At 65.1% G+C, this 22,741-nt stretch carries 18 protein-coding genes; all 18 read right to left on the reverse strand.

Annotated elements, in window-relative coordinates:
- Positions 1-17: 17 nt before the first annotated feature.
- Positions 18-989: a chemotaxis protein gene (locus tag METRZ18153_RS0114845; protein ID WP_020165470.1), complete on the reverse strand. Its 972-nt coding sequence runs from the start codon at positions 987-989 to the stop codon at positions 18-20.
- Positions 990-1,134: 145 nt separating this feature from the next.
- Complete coding sequence (locus METRZ18153_RS21235; protein WP_020165471.1) at positions 1,135-2,460, reverse strand: methyl-accepting chemotaxis protein; 1,326 nt, start codon at positions 2,458-2,460, stop codon at positions 1,135-1,137.
- A gap of 238 nt (positions 2,461-2,698) precedes the next feature.
- Complete coding sequence (locus METRZ18153_RS0114855; RefSeq protein ID WP_020165472.1) at positions 2,699-4,720, reverse strand: methyl-accepting chemotaxis protein; 2,022 nt, start codon at positions 4,718-4,720, stop codon at positions 2,699-2,701.
- A 230-nt stretch (positions 4,721-4,950) separates the two neighbouring features.
- Positions 4,951-6,657: a methyl-accepting chemotaxis protein gene (locus METRZ18153_RS0114860; protein ID WP_020165473.1), complete on the reverse strand. Its 1,707-nt coding sequence runs from the start codon at positions 6,655-6,657 to the stop codon at positions 4,951-4,953.
- 174 nt (positions 6,658-6,831) lie between these two features.
- Positions 6,832-7,137, reverse strand: a complete 306-nt coding sequence (locus tag METRZ18153_RS0114865; protein ID WP_020165474.1) for an STAS domain-containing protein — start codon at positions 7,135-7,137, stop codon at positions 6,832-6,834.
- 47 nt (positions 7,138-7,184) lie between these two features.
- The gene (locus METRZ18153_RS0114870; RefSeq protein WP_020165475.1) at positions 7,185-8,261 is read right to left on the reverse strand and encodes a protein-glutamate methylesterase/protein-glutamine glutaminase; all 1,077 of its coding nucleotides are present in this window, start codon (positions 8,259-8,261) and stop codon (positions 7,185-7,187) included.
- 23 nt (positions 8,262-8,284) lie between these two features.
- Complete coding sequence (gene cheD / locus METRZ18153_RS0114875) at positions 8,285-8,914, reverse strand: chemoreceptor glutamine deamidase CheD (protein ID WP_020165476.1); 630 nt, start codon at positions 8,912-8,914, stop codon at positions 8,285-8,287.
- A complete protein-coding gene (locus METRZ18153_RS0114880; protein WP_020165477.1) occupies positions 8,889-9,773 on the reverse strand; it encodes a CheR family methyltransferase in 885 nt (294 codons plus the stop codon). The genes cheD and METRZ18153_RS0114880 overlap by 26 nt, the downstream gene beginning before the upstream one ends.
- Positions 9,774-9,841: 68 nt before the next feature.
- Positions 9,842-12,673, reverse strand: coding sequence for a methyl-accepting chemotaxis protein (locus tag METRZ18153_RS0114885; protein ID WP_020165478.1), 2,832 nt, complete (start codon positions 12,671-12,673; stop codon positions 9,842-9,844).
- A 55-nt stretch (positions 12,674-12,728) separates the two neighbouring features.
- Positions 12,729-15,119 (reverse strand): methyl-accepting chemotaxis protein, encoded by a 2,391-nt coding sequence (locus METRZ18153_RS0114890; protein ID WP_020165479.1) that lies wholly within the window; start codon positions 15,117-15,119, stop codon positions 12,729-12,731.
- Between the two features lie 11 nt (positions 15,120-15,130).
- On the reverse strand, positions 15,131-15,640 hold the full coding sequence (locus METRZ18153_RS0114895) for a chemotaxis protein CheW (RefSeq protein WP_020165480.1): 510 nt from the start codon (positions 15,638-15,640) through the stop codon (positions 15,131-15,133).
- 157 nt (positions 15,641-15,797) lie between these two features.
- Positions 15,798-18,011 (reverse strand): chemotaxis protein CheW, encoded by a 2,214-nt coding sequence (locus METRZ18153_RS0114900; RefSeq protein WP_020165481.1) that lies wholly within the window; start codon positions 18,009-18,011, stop codon positions 15,798-15,800.
- 31 nt (positions 18,012-18,042) lie between these two features.
- Positions 18,043-18,408 (reverse strand): response regulator, encoded by a 366-nt coding sequence (locus METRZ18153_RS0114905; RefSeq protein WP_019917265.1) that lies wholly within the window; start codon positions 18,406-18,408, stop codon positions 18,043-18,045.
- Between the two features lie 12 nt (positions 18,409-18,420).
- On the reverse strand, positions 18,421-19,542 hold the full coding sequence (locus tag METRZ18153_RS0114910) for a methyl-accepting chemotaxis protein (RefSeq protein ID WP_020165482.1): 1,122 nt from the start codon (positions 19,540-19,542) through the stop codon (positions 18,421-18,423).
- A 118-nt stretch (positions 19,543-19,660) separates the two neighbouring features.
- The gene (motB, locus tag METRZ18153_RS0114915; RefSeq protein WP_020165483.1) at positions 19,661-20,608 is read right to left on the reverse strand and encodes a flagellar motor protein MotB; all 948 of its coding nucleotides are present in this window, start codon (positions 20,606-20,608) and stop codon (positions 19,661-19,663) included.
- A gap of 47 nt (positions 20,609-20,655) precedes the next feature.
- Positions 20,656-21,513, reverse strand: coding sequence for a flagellar motor stator protein MotA (gene motA, locus METRZ18153_RS0114920; protein ID WP_020165484.1), 858 nt, complete (start codon positions 21,511-21,513; stop codon positions 20,656-20,658).
- Between the two features lie 205 nt (positions 21,514-21,718).
- Positions 21,719-22,258 carry a flagellar transcriptional regulator FlhC gene (gene flhC, locus METRZ18153_RS0114925; RefSeq protein WP_019917261.1) on the reverse strand — a complete coding sequence of 180 codons (540 nt, stop codon included), beginning with the start codon at positions 22,256-22,258 and terminating at the stop codon, positions 21,719-21,721.
- 17 nt (positions 22,259-22,275) lie between these two features.
- Positions 22,276-22,593, reverse strand: coding sequence for a flagellar transcriptional regulator FlhD (flhD, locus tag METRZ18153_RS0114930; RefSeq protein WP_019917260.1), 318 nt, complete (start codon positions 22,591-22,593; stop codon positions 22,276-22,278).
- Between the last annotated feature and the right edge of the window lie 148 nt (positions 22,594-22,741).

Genomic DNA, 22,741 nt, shown 5'->3' on the forward strand with positions numbered 1-22,741 from the left:
TCTGTCTCCAGTCTCGTTCAGGCGGCGGCACGGTCGCCACCGTTGCCGCGGCGGATCAGGCGGCTGATCGTTTCCGCCAGGCGCTGCGCCTCGAACTTCGAAACGTATTCATCGACGCCGACCGAGCGGCCCAGCTGCTGGTTGGAACCGGAGGACAGCGAGGAATGCATCACCACCGGGATGCCGGCGAAGCGCGGATCGGCCTTGATGTGCTTGGTCAGGATGTAGCCGTCCATTTCCGGCATTTCGACGTCGGTCAGGATCATGCTCACCAGATCGCTCACCTTGCGGCCGCTGGCATCGGCGTACGAAGCGATCTTCTTCAGTTCGGTCCACATCTGCGCGCCGTTGATCGCGCTGACGTAGCGCACGCCCATCAGGTCCAGCGTGCGGGTGATCTGGTTGCGGGCGACCGGCGAGTCGTCGCAGAAGAAAACGGTGGCGCCTTCGATACCCAGCGGCTCGATGTCCTTGAACGCGAGGTCGTTGTCGATATCGGCGGTTTCCGACAGGATCTTCTCGACGTCCAGCATCATCACCAGACGGCCGTCGGCCAGTTCGGTGACGGCGGTCACCAGGCCACCGAGATTGGCGGTCAGCATGGCGGGCGGCACGCGCATCTGCGACCAGTCCAGGCGCAGGATGGTATCGACCGATTCGACCAGGAAGCCCTGGGTGTGACCGTTGTATTCGGTCACGATCATCACGTCGCGCGGCGTTTCGCTGGGGAACTGGGCGAACTTGGCCAGATCGACCACCGGCACCAGCGCGCCACGCAGGCTCACCATGCCTTCGACGGCCGGCGGCATTTCAGGCGCCGCGGTCACCCCCGGCGTACGCATGACCTCGCGCACCTTGAACACATTGATGCCGAAGGTTTCGCGCTTGCCCGTTCGCGTATCGACGCCGAGCGAGAACATCAGGATTTCGAGCTTGTTGGTACCCGCGAGCTTGGTGCGGGCATCGATATTCTTGAGCAACTCTGACATGTCGGCCTCGTCTGTCTGGTCAGTGGCACGAAAAAAGCGGGGGTGATGCTGGGTTTACGGCAGGGGTCGGAAAGTCTTGAACGCAAGGTGACGATGCGGTGACGGGCACGCCGACGGTCAATCCCAGTCGGCGCGCAGCCCTGCTTCACCCATCGACGACCGACGAGAACTTGCTGACCGCCTGTACGACCTCACGCGCACCGTTGCTGATGCGTTTGATCGCCTGTCCGGCGCTACCGGCCAGTTCGACGCCGCTGCCGGCTTTCACCAGGCTGGATTCCATGCTCACGATGGCGCTGCGCGTGCCATCCTGTATGCGCTGCACCATGCCGCCAATTTCGGCCGTGGACAGGCTGGTCCGCTCGGCCAGCTTGCGCACCTCGTCAGCCACCACGGCGAAGCCGCGGCCCTGCTCGCCGGCACGGGCGGCCTCGATGGCGGCGTTGAGCGCCAGCAGATTGGTCTGGTCGGCGATCTCGCGGATGGTCTTGACGATGCTGGTGATCTGGTCCGATTGCTTGCCCAGTTCCCCCACCCGCTCTGAAGTGAGCTGCACAGTTTCCGCAATGGCCTGCATTTCCGAGGATGCCCGCTCGATGATGGCCGCGCCCTCGGTCGCGATGGCATCGGTTTCGGTGGACACACGCCAGGCAACGCGCGCGCTCTCCTGCTCCGCCAGTTGCTGCACCTTCTTTTCGGTAACGTCGGCAGCGAATTTCACCACCTTGTAAAGCTTGCCGTTCGGATCGAACACCGGGTTGTAGCTGGCCTCCAGCCATACTTCACAACCATCACGCGTGACGCGCCTGAAGTCGCCTGCGACGAACTCGCCGGCGTTCAGACGCAGCCAGAAGGCCGCGTACTCGGGTGATTCCGTCAGCTCTGCCGCGCAGAAAATGCGGTGGTGGCGGCCGACGATCTCCTCCTTGGTGTACCCGACGGTCTTGAGGAAGTTGGCATTGGCGTCGAGGATGGTGCCGTCGGGGGTGAAGGAAATGACTGCCATCGAACGATTGATCGCGTTGAGCAAGGCGGTGGCTTCGCTCTCGGCCCGCACCTTGTCGGTGATGTCGCTGGCCACCTTGACCACCTTCACCACCCGGCCGTCGGCGCCCAGCACGGGGTTGTAGCTGGCTTCGAGCCAGATTTCACGACCGTCGCGGGCGACCCGCGGAAAGCGGCCGGACACGAAATCACCTCGCGCCAGGCGGGCCCACATGTCGGAATAGGACTTCGACGACGCATATGAGGGCTGACAGAAGCTCCGGTGGTGCATGCCCGGAAGCTCGGACGCTGCATAGCCCATCACACGGGCGAAGTTGGCGTTCGCTCCGATCACCTTGCCGTCCGGTTCGAACTCGATGATGGCCATCGAGCGGTCGATGGCATCGATCAGTGCTTTCGCCGCAGCCGCCCGTATTTCACATTCACCGAGACGCGCTTCAAGTTGCCTGCCTTTGTTCCCGAACATGTTCTTTTCTCCCCTGTCGTCTCCAGCATGCTGGACGTATGAAGTTGCCCGGGCTCACCGGACACGGTCGGCGCAGAACTGCGATCGCAAGGGAATAACGCCCTCAGGGTGTAAGACTTAAGTTATATCCCTGCTCGAAGTAAGGAAATTTCACGGTACCTGCCGGGCACGCACCTCGGAAAGCAGAAAAGCCCGTACCGGCAAGCCGGCACGGGCTTTTCGCGATGTTGCGATGCACTCAGACGCGGAAGCGTGCGCCCGCCTCTTCCAGCCCCATCGCCAGTGCGCGCAGGTGCTGCGCCTCGCTGGCCATGGCGGTGATGGCCGAGCTGTTCTCTTCGCTCATCTGCGCGATCTGCTCGACCGAGCGCGCCACGTCGTGGCTGGCGATGGTCTGTTCGCTGACCGATTCGGCGATGCCGGAAATGCCCTGCGAAGTCGAGGCCGCCGCGTCGGCAGCACGACCGAGCGCGCCGACGACCTGCGACAGCTGGTTGCGTGAATTGTCGATCGCCTGCACACCACGGCGCACCACGCTCTCGACGCCGCCGGCGCGGGCGTCGAGCGCGCGCGTCACTTCTTCGATCTGCTGTGCCGACACCGCCGACTTCTCGGCCAGCTTGCGCACCTCGTCGGCCACGACCGCGAAGCCGCGGCCCTGCTCGCCGGCCCGCGCCGCCTCGATGGCCGCGTTCAACGCCAGCAGATTGGTCTGTTCGGCGATGTCCTTGACCTGGCGGGTCATATCGCCGATGGCACGGGTGCTTTCGATGAAGGCGCCGGCCGCCTGCGAAATCTCGCCCACCACGTGGCCGACCGCATCCAGTTCGTGGCTCACCGCATCGATCGCATGGTGGCCCTGGGCCGCTTCTTCGCGGCTCGATTCGGCGTGGCGGCGCATTTCCGCAGCACTGTCGGACACGCTGTTGATCGACACCGACAGTTCCTCGATCGTGGCTGCCATGGCCGACGCCGACTGGCTCTGGCCGGCCGAGGCCTCGCTGATCTGCTGGGTTGCACTGGCCAGCGCCATCGTGACCTGGCTGACCTCACCGGCCGACGACTTCACGCGGGCGATCAGACCGGACAGGCTGTCGGCCATGCTGTTGAAACTGTTGGCGATGTCGCCGAACTCGTCCTGGCTGGCGACCCGGATGCGCGCCGTCAGATCGCCTTCGGCCAGACGGCGGCCACCGTCTATCGTGTGGCCGATCGCATCCTTCAGCGACGCGTACAGGCCGAGCGCCAGATAGACCGACAGCAGCAGGCCGGCGGCGAGCAGCACGCAGGTCAGCGTCAGATCGACCATCAGTCGCTCCGAATGCGCATTGATGCCGAGGTCGGCGGTGTCGAGCAGTACGGTCATGGTGCCGACCGACGCCTCGACCGGCACCGAAGCCCGGGCAAACACCTCGGCCGGCGGCAGATCGAAGCGCTGCGCCTTCAGCGACGCATTCAGCATTTCGGCGGTCGAAGCAAAGGCGGCCCGCAGCTTGTCGATCTCGGCAGCAACGCGCGGCGCGTGTTCGGGCGCGAAGCTGCGTACGCGTTCATTCACCCGATCCATCGCAGCGACGCGGCGGGCGGCCAGCTGCAGCAGCGCGCCCAGCTCGATCGCCTCGTCGGGCGTCACCGTGCCGCGCGCACTGATAGACGCGGCACGGCCGCGCAGCCGTGCCAGATTCTCGACGGTGAAGGGCGCGACGTTCACCGCGGCCTCGACCAGCGTGAAGGTATCGGGATAGGGATCGAAGCTCATGCCCGACCGATCGGATACCGAGCGGAAGTCATTCAGCAGCGTGTCGATCATCGTCGAGTGGCGGGCGAAATTGGCCGCGCCGGTCGAACCGCTCATCTGCTGCCGCACCGCCGTCCACTCCCCGGACAGGCGTTCGATCTGCGCCTGCTGCACGAGCAGTTCCGGATGGGCGGCATTCAGCGCCTTCAGCGCGTCGAGGCCGCGTGCGACCTCGGCCGCCTTGGCGTCAACCTTGGGTGCCTGCGAGGCGTCGCCATTGAGCATTGCCGACGACAGTCCGCGGTGCTGCTGCACGGCGGTCATCGTGACCAGCAACGCACGCAGATACTCGGCGCCGATGTGCTCGCGTTCCATCATGCGCAGACTGTCCAGACGGGACATGGCGACAGTGGTGGCAAGTGCCGCCAGCATGGCCAGCAGGATGCCCATCACGAGCATCATCTTCGGAGCGAACCGCAGGCGCGACATCAGGGCGCGGGCGGGGAAAAGCAGGGCGTTCATGGTTTCTCCTCGGTCGGCCGGGGCGCGCGGCACTGCGTGCATTGGCCGGATACGGTGTCGAGGCGGGCTCCCCGGGGTCGACACCCCTTCACGACCCGCCTGAGTCAGTTACGGCAGCGTGATACCCGGGTTGAGGGGACTTTCTGCAATGCAGCATTCATTTGACGTGAATCAAATGCAACGGGGCGCCCGCAGGCGCCCCGTCGTCCCTACCGCGTGCCGGCGGCGGTTCAGGCCGCGTAGCCGATGCGGAAGCCGCCCCATTGCCGACCGCCGACGAAGATGGGTGCCGAAATGTCGTGCACCACCTCGCCGGTGTCGCGGCGATAGGTCTGGATCAGGAAAGGCTGGCTGTGCGCACCGCAGCGACGTCCGACCGGGTCGTCGAAGATGCGCTTGGTGCGGTTGCCGGCGATGTCCTTCTTCTCGTCGCCGGTCAGCGGCTGCGAGAAGCGCTTGTTGTGCGTCGGGAAATAGCCCTTGCGGTCGACCGCACCGGCGTAGATCAGGCCGGCGTGCCGGTCGAGCAGCGGTTCCTGGATCGCCGGGAAGAGTCGGTCCGTCAGCGCGTCGAACTTGGTGCTGTACTTGGTCGGCTTGGTACCGGCGATGGGCTGGTAGTTCTCGTCGAACAGGTCTTCCATCCTGATTTCGCCGCGCTTGACCGCCGCCTCCAGGCAGGCACCGATCCGCTGCGCCGCATCGGCCACGATGTCCGGCATGCGGGCATGCGCAGCCACGGCCTGTTCGCCGTAGCTGCCGAGACGGAACACCTGCGACAGCTCGGCCAGATTGCTCGACAGCACGTCCAGCCGCGACGCCTCGGCGGCGGTCGAACTGGACACCTCGCGGTTCGATTCCGCCATCGCGAAAATGCGCTGCACGTGCTGCTCGACCTGTTCGCCCAGCGCCCGGTTCTGACGCATGGCTTCGACCGTGCCGCCCACGCGCTCCAGCGTCGCGTCGGCACATTCGCGGATGCTTTCCAGCGTGGCCACCGCCTCGCTGGTCAGGTCAGCGCCGGTGCGCGCCTCGACCGCGCTGGCGCGGATGACCGACGCGGCGTCGGCGGTTTCGCGCTGCACGGCGGAAATCATCGAATGGATCTGGCCGGTGGACGCCGCCGTCCGCTCGGCCAGCTTGCGCACCTCGTCGGCCACGACCGCGAAGCCGCGGCCCTGTTCGCCGGCACGTGCCGCCTCGATGGCCGCGTTCAGCGCCAGCAGATTGGTCTGGTCGGCGATCTCGCGGATCACCTGCACGACCGAGCCGATCTCCTCCGAGCGCTTGCCCAGATGTTCGATCTGGCGCGCGCTTTCCGACACGCTGCCGGCAACGCGGGCCATTTCCTCGGCGACGCGACTGACCACCTGCGCACCCTTCTGCGACAGCTCGCGCGATCGGGTCGCATCGTCCACGGTGCCGGCGGCCGCTTCGGTCGCCGTCTCCATGCTCATCTTCATGTTGCCGACGTCGCCGCTGGCCGCCTGCGAGGCAGCGCATTGCTGCTCGGCCGAGCCAGCGACGCGCTCCGCCCCCTTGCCGAGGCCGCTGCAGGTGTCCTGCAGGCGCTGCGAGGTGAACAGCATCTTGGCCATCGCCGCGCTGAACTCGGTGACCAGGCGGTTGTAGCTCTCTGCCAGTCGCGGCAGCGCACCGCCGCCACGCGCGTCGAGACGATAGGTGAGATCGCCAGACATGCGGGCTTGTTCGAGACCGGCGACCATGGTTTCGAGCGGACGCTCGAACATCAGGACGGCCGTTGTGCGTGCAATGAAAGCCCCCGTCGCGGCCAGGGCCGCGGCAATCAGTGCGCCGCTCAGGGTGAAGGCCGATGCGCTGTACGCGTAGAGGCCGAGGTGGGTGATCAGCAGTGCGGAAAAAAGGCCCAGCCAGGGCAAAATGCTGCGCGTCGCTGCGCGCTTGCTTGTTGTCATCGTTCCTCTCCTGTCCGGTAAGGGTCTTTCCGCGTCGCGCAAGCCCCATCGCCCGCGCGGCATGGTCGGACCCTGGGCATCGTGTGCCTGTCCGTGGTGAAGAGAGTTACGACCTGAAGCGTCCGAACTTGAGACGCTTGGCGTGGCAAGGCCTCGGCTAAGGTCCGGCCAGCCTCAGGTGATGGTGAACAGCTTCTGGAAATTGGCGACCTCGATGACCTGGCGTACCGGCGCACTGCAGTTCACGAGCCGCACCACGCAATGGGCGGCGCGTGCCTTGTCGCGCAGCATCAGCAGCATGCCCAGGGCCGAGCTGTCGAGATAGGTCACCGCAGAGAGGTCGATTTCCAGCGTGTCGATGGCGTCGCCCGCCATCATGCGCTCGGTGGTTTCACGGAATGCGCGATGCGAAGAGAAGTCGAAGCGGCCACCCAGCGAGATGCGGGCAAGTCGGTCGATGACGGAGGTGCGGATTTCCATGCGTGGTCTTGATCAGTGAGTGGTTGAATGAACGACGCGGCGATGGCTCATCCGTGAGCCGCGAGCCGGCGCCCGCCCTGCAATGCGGCGACGATGCGCTCGGCCACCTGGGTCAGTGGCGCCACCTCGCAGCAGGCGCCGATCTGCGCTGCCTCGCGCGGCATGCCATATACGACGCAGCTTTCCTGGTCCTGCCCTATGGTCCATGCGCCAGCGCGGCGCATGGCCAGCATGCCCTGCGCGCCGTCCTTGCCCATGCCGGTCAGCAAGGCGGCGACCGCACTGCCGCGAGCGTGCTGGGCAGCCGAATTGAACAGCACGTCCACCGCCGGCCGGTGCCTGTTGTAGGGCGGCGTCTGCAGCAGTTCGCAGACATAGCCGGTGCCACTGCGGCGGATTTCCAGATGCGAATGCCCGGGCGCCAGATAGGCATGGCCGGGCAGGATTCGTTCGCCCTGCTCCGCCTCCTTGACGCGGACACGGGCCAGCGAATCGAGGCGGCGGGCGAAGCTCGCGGTAAACATTTCAGGCATGTGCTGCACCATCACGATGCCCGGCATGTTCGCCGGCAGGCGGCACAGCACTTCCTTGATCGCTTCGGTGCCACCGGTGGAGGCGCCTATGCAGACGATGCGGTCGCCCCAGGCCGACGTGGCGGCGGCGGGCGCTGGCCGGGCAGCAGCAGCGGGCGCGGGCTCGGCCGGCGCGGCACGCAGCACTTTCAGTCGCGCGCCGTAGGCCGCGCGGATCTTCTCGTGTATTTCCTGCGCGTAGCTGACCGGCAGCCCGGCCAGCGATCCGCGTGGTTTGGCCACGTAGTCGACGGCGCCCAGTTCGAGCGCCTGCAGCGTCGTTTCCGATCCCTGCGCGGTCTGGCTCGAAATCATGATGACCGGCATCGGACGCAGCCGCATCACCTTGTCGAGGAATTCCAGGCCGTTCATGTTCGGCATTTCGACGTCCAGTGTGAGCACGTCGGGCGACGTTTCCTTCACCTTCTGCCGGGCCACCGCCGCGTCGGGCGCCGTGCCGACGACTTCCATGTCGGGCGCCTGATTGATGATCTCGGTCAGCACCGCCCGCATCACCGCGGAATCGTCGACCACCAGAACCCTGATCTTCATTCCATGCTCCTCCGTGCCCCCGATCAGGAGAACAGCTCGATGTCGCCCGAGGCGTCGTCGCGGGCGAGTCTTTCCTGGTACTCGCGTTCGCGGCGCGCCAGCGTATCGTTGTTCACGCGGGCAAGCTTCTTCATCAGCACACGCCCGGCGTGCGGGAAGAAGTAGATCTTCCGGGCATGACTGTCCAGCAGATCCTGCGCCAGCACCGGAATACCCTCGTTGGCCAGATAGTCGAGCACGAAATCGGCATTGCGCTCGCCGACGTTGGCATTGGCCAGCGTTGCCATCACGCGCCCGCCACCGAACACCTTGGCCTGCAGCGCCGAGCGACGTGCTCCGGCCTTGATCAGTTCGTTTACCAGCAGTTCCATCGCGTAAGCACCGTAGCGTGCCGAGCGGCTCATCACGCCGCTGCCGGCATCCGGCAGCATGAAATGATTCATGCCGCCGATGCCGCGCTCTGGATCGCGGATGCAGGCGGCGACGCAGGAGCCGAGCACCGTCACCAGCAGCATGTCACGGGTGGTGACGAAGAACTCGCCCGGCAGGATCTTGACCGCCTCGCGCGAGAAGTTGCGGTCGTAGTAGCGCTGCGCCGCCTGATGCTCGATCAGGCCCGGGCCATGGCTATCGACCGCCGTCAGCGCGCGCATATACCGTCCTACCCAGATTGCGGAACAGGTCGACCGCGTGCGAGAAGCTCTCCGAGTGGCCGGCAAACAGCAGCCCGTCGGGTCGCAGCAGCGGCACGTAACGCTTGAGGATGCCGTACTGCGTGGGCTTGTCGAAATAGATCATGACGTTGCGGCAGAAGATGGCTTCCAGCGGCCCGCGCACCGGCCAGTTCGGTTCGAGCAGGTTCACCCGGGTGAAGCGGATCAGCCGCTGCAGTTCCGGACGCACCCTCACCTCGCCGGAACGGCTGCCGGTGCCGCGCAGGAAGTATTTGCGCACCAGTTCCGGTGACAGCTTCTCGATGCGCTCTTCGCCATAGACGCCCGCCTGGCCCTGCGCCAGCACCTGGGTGTCGATGTCGGAGGCGATGATTTCGACTGGCGGCGTCATCGAGCCGTACAGCTCGCAGCAGGTGATGGCGATCGAATACGGCTCCTCGCCGGTCGAGGCGGCGCTGCACCAGATGCGCGCGTTGGGCTTGCCCAGCTTGGTCAGGTGCTGCTTCAGCAGATCGAAGTGGTGGGCCTCACGGAAGAAGGAGGTGAGGTTGGTCGTCAGCGAATTGACGAAGGTTTCCCATTCGGTGCGGTCGTTGCGCTCCAGCCGGCGGATGTAGTCGGCAAAGGTTGCGTCGCCGGTGGCGCGCAGCCGGCGGGCCAGCCGGCTGTACACCATGTCGAACTTGATCGGCGACAGCGAAATGCCGGCGTACTGGTGAATCATCTTCGCGATGCGATCGAAGTCCTCACGCGTGAAGCTGAACTCGCGCGTGCTGCCGGTCAGTGTCTTCACTTCGGACAGCTGGCGCGTGATCTGCGCTGCCGAGTGCGTGGTCATGCTTGCCTTGCTGCCTGTGTTCACGATGCAGATTCCATGTGGAACGACGATTCAGTGACTGCCTGCGTTCAGAACTCTTCCCAGTCCTCTTCGGCCAGGGCCGACTGCGCCGTCGGCGCAATGCGCTTGACCTTGCCCAGCGCACCGCCGCGCGAACGCGGCAGCACCGGCTCGCTGTTCGCCGCCTCGCGCGCCGCCTCGAACGACGCGGTCACACGACCGCCTTCGTCCAGCTTGAACTGGCCCACCGCGCGCATCAGCGAACGCGCCTGCTCTTCCAGACTTTCCGCCGCCGCCGCCGCCTGCTCCACCAGCGCCGCGTTCTGCTGCGTGACGCCATCCATCTGGCTCACCGCCTGCGTCACCTGCGCGATCCCCGACGACTGTTCCTGGCTCGCCGATGCAATGTCCGTCACCAGTCCCGTCACCTGACGGAAGCTGTCGACCACCTGTTCCATCGTCGCGCCCGCCTCGGCCACCAGCTTCGCACCGCCATCGACACGCTCGACCGAGTCGGCGATCAGACCCTTGATCTCCTTCGCCGCCTGCGCGCTGCGCTGCGCAAGGTTGCGCACCTCGCTCGCCACCACCGCGAAGCCCCGACCCTGTTCGCCCGCGCGCGCCGCTTCCACCGCCGCGTTCAGCGCAAGGATGTTGGTCTGGAATGCGATCGAGTCGATCACGCCGATGATGTCCGCGATCTTCCGGCTCGAGTCCTGGATGTCCGACATTGTCAGCACCACCCGCTTCACCGTTTCCGCGCCGCGCATCACCGCTTCGTTGCTCTGATGGCCCAGCTGGTTCGCCTTCTGCGCACTTTCCGCGTTCTGCTTCACCGTCGCGTTCAGCTCTTCCATCGAACTGGCCGTCTCTTCCAGCGAGCTCGCCTGCTCTTCGGTGCGCGAACTCAGGTCCGCGTTACCCGCCGCAATCTCCCGCGCCGCCGTGTTGATCGCTTCGGTCGAATCCTTGATCCGGCCCACCACCTCCCGCAACTTCTCCACCGTCGTGTTCGTGTCGTCCTTCAGCTGGGCGAAGGTGCCGGCGTATTCGCGCTCGATCTTGCGGTTCAGGTCGCCACTGGCCATTGCGTTGAGCACATTGGCGACATCGCTCAGACCGTCGGAAACCTGCTGCACCAGTCCGTTGAGACCTTCGGCCAGCTGGCGGAAGAAGCCCTGCTTGCCGTCCACCGTCAGGCGCTGCGAGAAATCGCCTTCGCCGGCGCTGCGCACCAGATCGGTTACCTCCTTCTCGATCGCCACCTCGTCGGTACGGTCCAGCCACTCACCGACCGAGCCGAGGCGCTGGCCTGCGGCATTGGTGATCGGGCTGGTGGTGAGCTGGTAGAGGCGACCGCCGATGACGATCTCGCTCCTTACCGTGCTGGACAGCGAAGCGAGGCGGCGACGCGCCGCTTCCGGATCGTCGTAGAACACGGTGATGTCGCTGCCGATGAAGCGCTCGGCCGAAAACTGCGGCAGCTTCCTGCGGATGTCCGCTTCGGTGCGGCGCAGCGTGTCGATCAGCGTCTTGTTCGCATACAGCACCTTGCCATTCGGATCGGCGATGCGCACATTGGTGGTGACCGAATCGAGCGCCTCGCGGATGCGCAGGTTCTCGTCGGCCACGCGGCGCTCCTCGGCCATGTCGGCGCCGAGCTTGATCTTCATCGTCTTCATCGCGTCGAGGATGGCGACCATCTCGTCGCGGCGCGTGGTGTCGACATCGACGTCGAGCCGGCCCTCCGCCATGCGGCGGACGATGGCTTTCACGTCGGCGATCGGCCGCAGTATCGAGCGCAGCAGCAGCCAGGCGCCGACCGCTGCGATCAGCACGCCCATGGCGAGCAGCGCCGCCATGACGGCGAAGGCCGACGACGATTCGCTGCGCACGTGCTCGATCTCCGAGCCGGCGACGCGGATCTGCAGATCGACCAGTTCGCTGATCTTGCCGGAGATCGGATCGATCACCGGATACAGGTCCTGCACCGTGTAGGCGGTCAGCGCCGCCATGTCCTTGCTCGCCATGATGGCGGCCAGCCGCTCGATCGACGCGTCGGCGGTCTTCATCAGCGGCACGGCCTGATCGACCAGCGTCTTTTCCTCCGCCGTCATCTGGCTGGCGCGGTAGCTGTCCCAGTTCTTTCCGATGGCATCGCGCGCCTGCTCGAGATTCTTGCTGCCGGCGGCGAAGTCGATGTTGCCGTTGCGCACCTTGTGCGCGGTATCGACGATGTTCACCGCATACATATCGGCAACCACCTTGAGCTGCTGGGTCGGCACCACGCGATCGTTGTAGACCACCTTCAGGGTCGCTTCGTTGTTCTGCAGCGCCCGCATGCCGGTGGCGGCTATGCCGGCCATCGCCAGGCCGAGAATGCCGACGATGGCGAACATGCGCGCCTTGATGCTCAGATCGGCAACAAGACGTGTCGACGAGAAACCGCTCCGGACCACCACGCCGTCGCGGATTGCCAGCCCCTTTGCCTGACCTTCGCGGAAAGCACGGTAGGCGCTCTCGGCCGCGGCGATCTGCTCGCGCGAGGCGCGTGTGCGCACCGATATGTAGCCGGTCACGACGCCGCTCTCCAGCAGCGGCGTGGCGTTGGCGAGCACCCAGTAGTGATCGCCGTTCTTGCAGCGGTTCTTGACCAGACCGGTCCACGGGCGCTCCGCCTTGAGGCAGCGCCACATGTCGTCGAAGGCTTCGCGCGGCATGTCCGGGTGGCGCACGATGTTGTGCGGCTGGCCGACCAGTTCGGCCTCGTCGAAGCCGCTCACTTCGACGAAATCACGGTTCGCGAAGACGATCCGGCCCTGCAGATCGGTACGCGACACGAGATTGTGTCGCTCGGTCAGTTCGACCTCACGCCCGGTCACCGGCGAATTGTTGCGCATGACGTACTCTCCTGCCTCCCTGCTGATCGATGTGTCGCGTGGTCTGGCCGCGCGTTCAGAACTCTTCCCATTCCTCTTCGGCGAAGGCCGCCTGCGCCGTCGGCGCAATGCGCTTGACCTTGCCCAGCGCACCGCCGCGCGAACGCGGCAGCACCGGCTCGCTGTTCGCCGCCTCGCGCGCCGCCTCGAACGACGCGGTCACGCGACCGCCTTCGTCCAGCTTGAACTGGCCCACCGCGCGCATCAGCGAACGTGCCTGCTCTTCCAGACTTTCCGCCGCCGCCGCCGCCTGTTCCACCAGCGCCGCGTTCTGCTGCGTGACGCCATCCATCTGGCTCACCGCCTGCGTCACCTGCGCAATCCCGGACGACTGTTCCTGGCTCGCCGACGCGATGTCCGTCACCAGACCCGTCACCTGACGGAAGCTGTCGACCACCTGCTCCATCGTCGCGCCCGCCTCGGCCACCAGCTTCGCGCCGCCATCGACACGCTCGACCGAGTCGGCGATCAGACCCTTGATCTCCTTCGCCGCCTGCGCGCTGCGCTGCGCAAGGTTGCGCACCTCGCTCGCCACCACCGCGAAGCCCCGACCCTGTTCGCCCGCGCGTGCCGCTTCCACCGCCGCGTTCAGCGCAAGGATGTTGGTCTGGAATGCGATCGAGTCGATCACGCCGATGATGTCCGCGATCTTCCGGCTCGAGTCCTGGATGTCCGACATTGTCAGCACCACCCGCTTCACCGTCTCCGCGCCGCGCATCACCGCTTCGTTGCTCTGACGGCCCAGCTCGTTCGCCTTCTGCGCACTTTCCGCGTTCTGCTTCACCGTCGCGTTCAGCTCTTCCATCGAACTGGCCGTCTCTTCCAGCGAGCTCGCCTGCTCTTCGGTGCGCGAACTCAGGTCACTGTTGCCCGCCGCAATCTCCCGCGCCGCCGTGTTGATCGCCTCGGTCGAATCCTTGATCCGGCCCACCACCTCCCGCAGCTTGTCCACCGTCGTGTTCGTGTCGTCCTTCAGCTGACCGAACAGGCCGCTGTACTGGCGATCGATGCGCCGCGTCAGGTCGCCGCCCGATACACCGCTCAGTACCGCCGCCACGTCCGACAGGCTGACCGACACCTGTTCCACCAGACCATTGAGTCCCTCGGCCAGCTGGCGGAAGAAGCCCTGCTTGTCGTCGACCGACAGCCTTTGCGTGAAATCGCCCTGCCCGGCAGCCACCACCACGTCGGTCACCTGCCGCTCGATGGCCACCTCTTCTGTGCGGTCTATCCATTCGCCGACGGTGCCGATGCGTTCTCCGGATGCGCCGATGATGGGTGTCGATACGTAATCGAATACGTGATGACCGATTACCAGTTCAGCTTGATTACCGCCCCCGACGGTCGTACGCGACTTGCGCACGAACTCGGGATTGGTGCAGATGGCGGTGATATTGCTGCCGATGAAGTTTTCGAGCGAGAAGCCGGGAACATGACGACGCAATTCATCGGCGATGCGGGTAACCGTACCGAGCATCGCGCGGTTGGCGTACAACACCTTGCCGTCGTTGTCGGCAATGCGCACATTGGTGGTGACGAAGTCGAGCGCGGTGCGCGCGCGCAGATTCTCCTCGGCGATGACCCGCTCGCGCTCCGCGCGCGCCTGCAGATCGGTGCGCATGCGCTCCAGCGCCGACATCAGCTGACCGACTTCATCCTGCGTGCCGGCGTCGATATGGCGGTCGAGCACGCCTGACGCGATCTCGTTGGCGTGACTGCCTGCAATGCGCAGGCGGCCGGCGATGCTGCGGCCGAGTCGCACGCCGATCACACCGATCACCGCGGCGATCAGCAGCGCGATCAGCGCGACACGGAGCGCTTCCTGCAGCACCAGCGCATTCACGTCATCGACATAGATGCCGGAGCCGACGATCCAGCCCCAGGGCTCGAACTGGCGCACATAGGACACCTTGTCCACCGGTTTGTCGGCACCCGGCCGCGGCCACTGGTAGTCGACGAAGCCGGCGCCACCCACCTTGGCCACCGCGACGAATTCGACGAACAGCGCCTTGCCGTTCGGGTCCTTCGACCCGCTGAGATCCTTGCCGTCGAGTTCAGGCTTGGTCGGGTGCATGACCATGCGCGGACCGAAGTCGTTGATCCAGAAATAGTCCTCGCCGTTGTAGCGCATCGTGCGCAGCGTGTTCATCGCCTGCTTGCGCGCCTCCTCCTGCGTCAGTTCGCCGGACTGCGCGCGCTTGTGGAAGGCATCGACGACGCCCCAGGCCGATTCGACCGCGAAGCGCGCGGCATTCTTGCGGTCCTCGATCATGGTGCTGCGCATGCCGGCCAGCAGTACCGCGGCCAGCAGCAGGATGCCGGCCAGGCTGGCGGCAACGATGACCATCAGTCGCTGCTGGACGGTCAGGCCGCGCGCGGCGGCGGGGGATGCGGAGTGGGAATCCATGTATGCCACCTTCAGTGAACCTGATCGTCGACCAACGCCATGTCGGCCGACAGCATGAGCTTTTCGATATCGACGACGATGAGCATGCGCTCGTCGATGGAGCCGAGACCGTGGATGTAGCGGGTGTCGAGGCTGGACGAGAATTCCGGCGCCGGCAGGATCTTCGACGATTCGAGCGCCAGCACGTCGGATACCGAATCGACCACCATGCCGACGACGCGACCGCCGACATTGAGGATGATGGTGACCGTGAACGGGGTGTACTCGACGACGCCGACACCGAACTTGATGCGCAGGTCGACGATGGGAACGATGGTGCCGCGCAGATTGATCACACCCTTGATGAAGGGGGGGGCGTGCGCGATGCTGGTGACCGTGTCGTAGCCGCGGATCTCCTGCACCTTGAGGATATCGATTGCGTACTCTTCCTCACCCAGCGTGAAGGTGAGGTACTCCTGGGCGTAACTACCATCCGTGCCGTCGTCCGGCCGGTGCGACACCGCCTGCGCCGCTTGCATCATCGTGAACTCCCTCGCTGCGATTACTGAAGTTGTAACGGCATGCAAGACTGGCGCCTTGAGGCTGGGAAGCACCTAATTTTGCGGTGCGCAAGGCGGGAGAACGACGAGGACGCCCCCGCCCGACCACTGGCCGGCGGGGCATCGGGGAGGACGCGGATCAGGCCGCAGCGGCCAGACGCCCGCGTGCCGATTCGACCAGCGACGGCACGTCGAGAATGAGTCCGACGTGACCGTCGCCCATGATGGTGGCGCCGGAAATGCCGGCCACCTTGCGGTAGTTCGCTTCCAGGCTCTTGATCACCACCTGGTGCTGACCGACCAGTTCATCGACGAACAGCGCGATCTTGTCGCCATCGGCCTCGAGCACGACCAGGATGCCGCGTTCGAGATCGGTGGTGCCGCCGGCGAGGCCGAGCGCGTCCTTCAGCGTCAGGATGTTCAGGTACTCGTTACGCACCTGCACCAGCCGCGGCTCGCCGCCGACGCTCTTGATCATCGCCGCGGTCGGCTGCAGCGATTCGACCACGTAGTTCAGCGGCACGATATACGTGTCAGCGCCGACCGCGACCGACATGCCGTCGAGGATGGCCAGCGTCAGCGGCAGGCGCACCGTCATGCGGGTGCCGACGCCGGTCATCGACTCGATGTCGACGCGACCACCCATCGCGGTGATGTTCTTCTTCACGACGTCCATGCCGACGCCGCGACCGGACACCTCGGTCACCTGGTCGGCGGTCGAGAAGCCTGCTTCGAAGATGAGCCCCCAGACGTCCTGGTCGCTCATGCCGTCGCTGACCGGCAGGCCGCGCTCGCGTGCCTTGGACAGGATGCGCTCGCGGTTCAGGCCGGCGCCGTCGTCACCGACTTCGATGACGATGTTGCCGCTCTGGTGCGAAGCCTTCAGCGTGATCGTGCCCTCGCGCGGCTTGCCGCGCGCCTCACGCACATCCGGCGTCTCGATGCCGTGATCCAGGCTGTTGCGCACCAGATGGGTGAGCGGATCGGCAATGCGCTCGATCAGCCCCTTGTCCAGCTCGGTCGATTCGCCGGCGAGCACCAGACGCACCTGCTTGCCCAGCTTCTGCGACAGGTCGCGCACCACGCGCGGAAAGCGCGAGAACACGGTGGACATCGGCATCATGCGGATGGACATGACCGATTCCTGCAGGTCGCGCGTATTGCGTTCGAGTTGCTGCACGCCATTCATCAGGCGCTCGAACTCGACCGGATCGAGCTTGGATGCAGCCGACGCCAGCATGGCCTGCGTGATCACCAGCTCGCCGACCAGATTGATGATCTGGTCCACCTTGTCGACGCCGACACGGATGGAGGTGTCGCCGCCCGTCGTCTTGGCGGTCCGCGTTGCTGCCGCGGGCTTTGCCAGCTCCGGCGCACTGTCGGCAGCCGGTGCGCTCGGGTTTGCCACCGGCTGCGCCGCCAGCGGCAGCACCGCGGCGGATTCGACCGGCAGCGGCTCGAACAGTCCGAAACTGTCGTCCGCCGCAGCCGTTGCCGGCGCGACCGTGGTCGGCACACCGGGTGCCGCGTCGAAGAAGCCGAAGCTGTCGTCCTGCGCATCCGCGGCAACAGGTGCCGGAGCATCGAAGAAGCCATAACTGCCGTCGCCGGCATCGTCTGGCGTGGCCGGCGTCGCGTCGAACAACCCCCACGCGTCATCGACAGCAGCAGCCGGTGCGGACGCCACTTCGCCTTCGGCGTAGCTGCCCGGGCTGGCGATGAACTCGACGATGTCGCGCACTGCGGCGGCGTCGACGCTGTCGCCCAGCTGGCACTGCCAGCGACCGGCGGCGTCGATCGACACGTCGACGACGCGGCTGCCGAGCGCCTCGAGCTCGGCGCGCATGTTCTCCATCACACCGGCCGCATCGGCGCAGCTCTGCGGCAGCAGGAAACTGAAACGGAAACTGGACGGCAGTGCCGACGCCGGAACCGGCTGCGGATCCTCGTCGGCAACCGATACCGGATCGGTATACAGCCGCTTGATCGACGCACACACCTCGGCCACACGTGCCATGTCGGCCGCGCCCTCGCCACGATGCGCCGCCACCAGGTCGCGCAGCAGGTCGCCTGCTTCGAGCGAAGCGTCGACCATCGCCGCGGTCATCACGACCTCGTGCTTGCGCACGCGGTCGAGCAGAGTTTCGAGTTCGTGCGTGACCTGGGCGAGGTCATGGAAGCCGAAAGTGCCTGCACTGCCCTTGATCGAATGCGCGGCACGAAAGATCGCGTTCATTTCCTCGTCATCGATGCTCTGCAGATCGATGTCGAGCAGCATCTGCTCCATGTTCGCCAGATGCTCCGCCGCTTCCTCGAAGAACACCTGGTAGAACTGGCTCATGTCCACCGTCATGGACTGTCTCCCCGCGCCAGGTAAGGGTGGATCAGCCGATGACCTTCTTCACCACTTCGACCAGCTTCTGCGGGTCGAAGGGTTTGACCAGCCAGCCGGTCGCACCGGCGGCGCGCCCCTGGGCCTTCATCGCGTCGGACGATTCGGTGGTCAGCATCAGGATGGGCGTGGCCTTGTACTGCGCCATGCTGCGCAGGTTGCGGATCAGCGTCAGGCCGTCCATGCGCGGCATGTTCTGGTCGGTCAGCACCAGGTTGACCGACTTGGCCTTGGCCTTGTCCAGACCGTCCTGGCCGTCGACGGCCTCGATCACCTCGTATCCCGAGCTCTTCAGCGTGAATGCCACCATCTGACGGATCGACGCGGAATCGTCGATCGCAAGCACGGTTTTTGCCATGGTACTTCTCCTTCAGAACAGTTCTATTTCGCCTTCTTGGTAGGCCTTCTGGGCCACCGGATTCGTGCTGTCTACAACCGCCAGATGCGCCAGCGCGTCATCGACACGCTGTGCAAGTTCGGGTGATGCATGGCCCAGCGCCGCCGCACGGGACAGTTCGCGCACGCTGGCGCACACGCCGTCGATCGCGTCGATGCGCTTCTGCACGTGGCCGATCAGCTGCGCGGTCATGTCCTGGAACTGCAGCGAGGTCACGGCGTGCGCCACCGCCTGATCCACACGCTCGACCGACGCGCCGAGGTCGACGATGGACTGCTGGCGACGTTGGTGCAGCATTTCGAGGCCGCGCACGACGGTTTCGACGCGCGTCTTCGACTCCAGAGCGAAGGTCATGTCCTGGCCGGCCATGTTGGCCAGCGCGGACTCTGTCATCTTCACGTTGGCCTGCACGCGATCGACCAGGGTGACGATCTGCTGGCTGAAGTCGCTGGTGCGCGCCGACAGGTCGCGCACTTCGTCAGCCACCACCGCAAAACCGCGTCCAGCCTCGCCGGCGCGCGCTGCTTCGATCGCCGCATTCAGTGCGAGCAGATTGGTCTGTTTGGAAATGCCGCCGATCTCGCCGAGCAGTGCGCGCACGCCCTCGGTTTCGCGGGCAATGCCCTCGGTCAGCTCGACCAGTTCCATGCCCAGCTTGCTGTTGTGGACCACGCTGTCGACGACGCGCTGCATGGTGCCGGAGGTTTCATCGACGAAGCGCGCGAAGTCGAACTGCTGACTGCCGTCGCCGCCGGTCAGCGCCATCGCCGTCTCGCGCTGGCTCGTGGTTTCGCCGTGCATGTTGTGGAAGCTCTGCGTGAGTCCGGCAATCGCCTCGCACAGCAGTTGCTGCACGCGCGTCAGTTCCTCGTTCATCCGGCTGCATTGGTCATGAACCGAGTCGGAGCTGCCCACCACGCGCTGATGCGCAGCGTCGGGTTCGGCCCTGACGCTGTGCGCCTCTTCCGGTGCGTCCGGTGTCGGACGACCGGACAGCAGCACCGTCAGCGTCCACAGCATCGCGGCAGCGGCAACGGACGCCAGCACGGGCAGCATGGACTGCGGCGCCAGCAGGGCGGCGGTGCCCGCACACACTGCGGATCCGGTCCAGGCGGCAAGAAGAGCGATCGGTTTTATTTTCATGACATCGGGCATCGATAGGCAACGATACGGACTGACTTCGATCTTTACGGCGGTACCGGGCGAAACTTGATCAAGGTGGCGTCACCGCGCCCGCCGCCCCGGCCACGTCCTCCACGTTGACCGAACGTCCGTCCGACAGCATCGCCTGCTCGGTATCGCGGTTCAGCACGATGATGCTGATGCGACGGTTGATCGGGTTGAACGGATCGTCCTTGTCGAACGGAATGATGGAGCTCATGCCGACCACCCGCAGCACCTTGTCCGGGTCCATGCCGCCGGCGATCAGTTCGCGCCGCGACGCGTTCGCCCGGTTGGACGACAGCTCCCAGTTCGAGAATCCGCCGATGCCGCCGGCGAAGGGCTTGGCATCGGTATGCCCGGACAGGAAAACGCGGTTGTCCACCTGATTCAGGATGAGGCCGATCTCGCGCAGGATGACCTGGGTGTAGGGCTGCAGCCGGTCGCTGGCCGAGGCGAACATCGGCCGGTTCTGCTCGTCGACGATCTGGATGCGCAGTCCCTCGGAGGTCACGTCCAGCATGAGCTGGTTGCGGAAGGGGCGCAGGTCGGGATTGGCTTCGATGCGTGCCTCGATCTGGCTTTTCAGCTCGATCAGCTTGACGCGCTCCTGGCGCTGCTGCTCACGCTTCATCTCCTCCGCCTTCTGGTCTTCGCTGCTGGCGCTGAGATTGATCGACCGCTGCTTGGTCTCCACCGCGCCGTACTTCACCTGACCGGACTGCCGGGTCAGATCGCGGCCGCCGCCCTGGATGACGCTCGAACTGTCGCCGGAGCCGGAACCGCCCTGCTGCGCCACCTTCAGCGGGTTCTCGAAATACTCGGCGATCCCTTCAAGGTCGCCCTGTGCCGTCGAGCCGAGCAGCCACATCAGCAGGAAGAAGGCCATCATCGCGGTCACGAAGTCCGCGTATGCGATCTTCCAGGCGCCGCCGTGCGCACCGCCGCCGCCCTTCTTGATCTTCTTGACGATGATTGGCTGCTGGGTATCGTCGGACATGATTCAACCGGTGAATGAGGGAGTCAGTAGAAAGGGGCTGGGCCCGCTCACTTGCCCTTGCGGCTCTTCACTTCGTCCTCCAGCTCCTTGAAGCTGGGGCGGTCCGGCGAGTACAGCACCTTGCGGCCGAACTCGATCGCCACCTGCGGCGCGTAGCCGTTCATGCTGGCCAGCAGCACCACCTTCATGCATTCGTAGATCTTGCCGCCCTCCTGCATCTTCTGTTCGAGCTGCGATGCGATCGGCGCGACGAAGCCGTAGGAGAGCAGGATGCCGAGGAAGGTACCGACCAGCGCGCCGCCGATCATCTTGCCCAGCACCGCCGGCGGCTGGCCGACCGAGCCCATCACGTTCACCACGCCCATCACCGCGACGACGATGCCGAAGGCCGGCACACCGTCGGCCATCTTGGACACGCAATGCACGGCGACATGCTGTTCGGAGTGGTGGGTTTCGATCTCGGCGTCCATCAGGTCGGCGATCTCGAAGGCGTTCAGGTTGCCGCCCACCATCATGCGCAGGTAGTCGGTCAGGAAATCCACCGCGTGGTGGTCGGCGAGGAAGTTGGGGTATTTGGAGAAGATGGGGCTCGATTCGGGATTCTCGACGTCGGCTTCGATCGACATCAGCCCTTCCTTGCGCACCTTTGCCAGGATTTCGTACAGCATGGCCAGCACGTCCACGTAGAAGGCCTTGTTGTAGGACGAGCCCTTGAACACCGACGGCAGCGCTGCCACCGTGGCCTTGATTGCAGCCATGCCGTTGCCGGCCACGAAGCCACCGATCATCAGACCGAAGATGGCGACGTACTCGGCGGGCACCCACAGCGCGGCCAGACTGCCGTGCAGTGCGTAGGTGCCGACCGAAGCGGCAAGGATGATCACGTAACCGATGATCAGAAACATGGAATTTCCCTGTGTATGACGGATGTTCGGGGCATCAATCACTGCGTGCCTGTTGGTCTAACGGCACCACCTCAGGAAACTTGACCAAGTCTGCTGCGCAGGTGAACAGCACCCGACGCACAAAAAAATGCCGCTGCGGGTTGCCCCGCAGCGGCGAGCTCCTTGCTCGCGCAAGGAGGAGGTCAGACAGGAGAGAGAAAACGGATCAGGCAGCGATCAGCGCCTCGCGGGCACGGCGCGTCTTGCCGGCGCGTGCGGGAATGTTGCACAGGCCGCAGACATAGCTGGCCTTCGGGTCGTAGGCATGCGCCACGAAGTGGCCGCCGCAGCAGGTGCACTTCGTGTGCTGCAGCAGCTTGGCGTCGAAGAAGCGCACCAGCGTCCAGGCGCGGGTCAGGCTCAGCACCTCTTCCATATCGTGCGTCTGCACGTGTTCCTGGTAGAGCTTGAACGCCTTGACGATGCAGTCCAGCTGGTTGAGACCGGTGTTCTGCTTGAAGAAACTGAAGAAGGACATGAACAGCGAAGCGTGAATGTTCGGCTGCCAGGTCATGAACCAGTCGGTCGAGAAAGGCAGCATGCCCTTCGGCGGCGACACGCCCTTCACTTCCTTGTACAGCTTGAGCAGGCGCTCACGCGACAGATGGGTTTCGGCTTCCAGCAGCTGCAGGCGGGCGCCCAGCTGGATCAGGTTCACCGCAAGCGCGATTTCGCGACCTTCGGAAACGATGCTCTTGTTTTTCATGACCTTGACCCCCTGGCTCAGGAAACCGCTTCGACCGGCTGCGCGCAGGCCAGGATGGTCGCGTGCAGGTGGGAGGTCGATGCATCCCGACCGTGGCTGGACAGCAGGCCGAGCAGGACGCGGTCGTCGAAACGCAGGCGGCACAGCATCATGTTGGCGCTGGCCATCTTCAGCACCTGCGCCGGGGAGAGCGACTCGATCATGCCGGCGACTTCCTCGCTGACACCGAGGCGGAACATCGCTGCATCACGGTCCTCGCGGATCATCTGCTGAGCGAGCATCAGATAGGCAAGATTCAGTTCGCGAATCTCGTTGAGCAAGCCGGTCGTCTTCATGCCTCGATCCCTCCTTGGAGCAGGTGCAGAGTGCGCCTGTGTGTGGGATGCATTCTGCCGAGAGGGGCGCCGATGCCCAATCAGGGGCTGGCGAAACTTGCTGTACGAAGGGACGAACGGAACCCTGTAAGAAAAATTCTTACATTTC

The organism is Methyloversatilis discipulorum (assembly GCF_000385375.1).
GTDB lineage: Bacteria > Pseudomonadota > Gammaproteobacteria > Burkholderiales > Rhodocyclaceae > Methyloversatilis > Methyloversatilis discipulorum_A.

Coding starts and splice junctions, on each gene's coding strand:
- METRZ18153_RS0114845 (WP_020165470.1), bottom strand. CDS start 989: ATGTCAGAGTTGCTCAAGAATATCGATGCCCGCACCAAGCTCGCGGGT.
- METRZ18153_RS21235 (WP_020165471.1), bottom strand. CDS start 2,460: ATGTTCGGGAACAAAGGCAGGCAACTTGAAGCGCGTCTCGGTGAATGT.
- METRZ18153_RS0114855 (WP_020165472.1), bottom strand. CDS start 4,720: ATGAACGCCCTGCTTTTCCCCGCCCGCGCCCTGATGTCGCGCCTGCGG.
- METRZ18153_RS0114860 (WP_020165473.1), bottom strand. CDS start 6,657: ATGACAACAAGCAAGCGCGCAGCGACGCGCAGCATTTTGCCCTGGCTG.
- METRZ18153_RS0114865 (WP_020165474.1), bottom strand. CDS start 7,137: ATGGAAATCCGCACCTCCGTCATCGACCGACTTGCCCGCATCTCGCTG.
- METRZ18153_RS0114870 (WP_020165475.1), bottom strand. CDS start 8,261: ATGAAGATCAGGGTTCTGGTGGTCGACGATTCCGCGGTGATGCGGGCG.
- cheD (WP_020165476.1), bottom strand. CDS start 8,914: ATGCGCGCGCTGACGGCGGTCGATAGCCATGGCCCGGGCCTGATCGAG.
- METRZ18153_RS0114880 (WP_020165477.1), bottom strand. CDS start 9,773: ATGACCACGCACTCGGCAGCGCAGATCACGCGCCAGCTGTCCGAAGTG.
- METRZ18153_RS0114885 (WP_020165478.1), bottom strand. CDS start 12,673: ATGCGCAACAATTCGCCGGTGACCGGGCGTGAGGTCGAACTGACCGAG.
- METRZ18153_RS0114890 (WP_020165479.1), bottom strand. CDS start 15,119: ATGGATTCCCACTCCGCATCCCCCGCCGCCGCGCGCGGCCTGACCGTC.
- METRZ18153_RS0114895 (WP_020165480.1), bottom strand. CDS start 15,640: ATGATGCAAGCGGCGCAGGCGGTGTCGCACCGGCCGGACGACGGCACG.
- METRZ18153_RS0114900 (WP_020165481.1), bottom strand. CDS start 18,011: ATGACGGTGGACATGAGCCAGTTCTACCAGGTGTTCTTCGAGGAAGCG.
- METRZ18153_RS0114905 (WP_019917265.1), bottom strand. CDS start 18,408: ATGGCAAAAACCGTGCTTGCGATCGACGATTCCGCGTCGATCCGTCAG.
- motB (WP_020165483.1), bottom strand. CDS start 20,608: ATGTCCGACGATACCCAGCAGCCAATCATCGTCAAGAAGATCAAGAAG.
- motA (WP_020165484.1), bottom strand. CDS start 21,513: ATGTTTCTGATCATCGGTTACGTGATCATCCTTGCCGCTTCGGTCGGC.
- flhC (WP_019917261.1), bottom strand. CDS start 22,258: ATGAAAAACAAGAGCATCGTTTCCGAAGGTCGCGAAATCGCGCTTGCG.
- flhD (WP_019917260.1), bottom strand. CDS start 22,593: ATGAAGACGACCGGCTTGCTCAACGAGATTCGCGAACTGAATCTTGCC.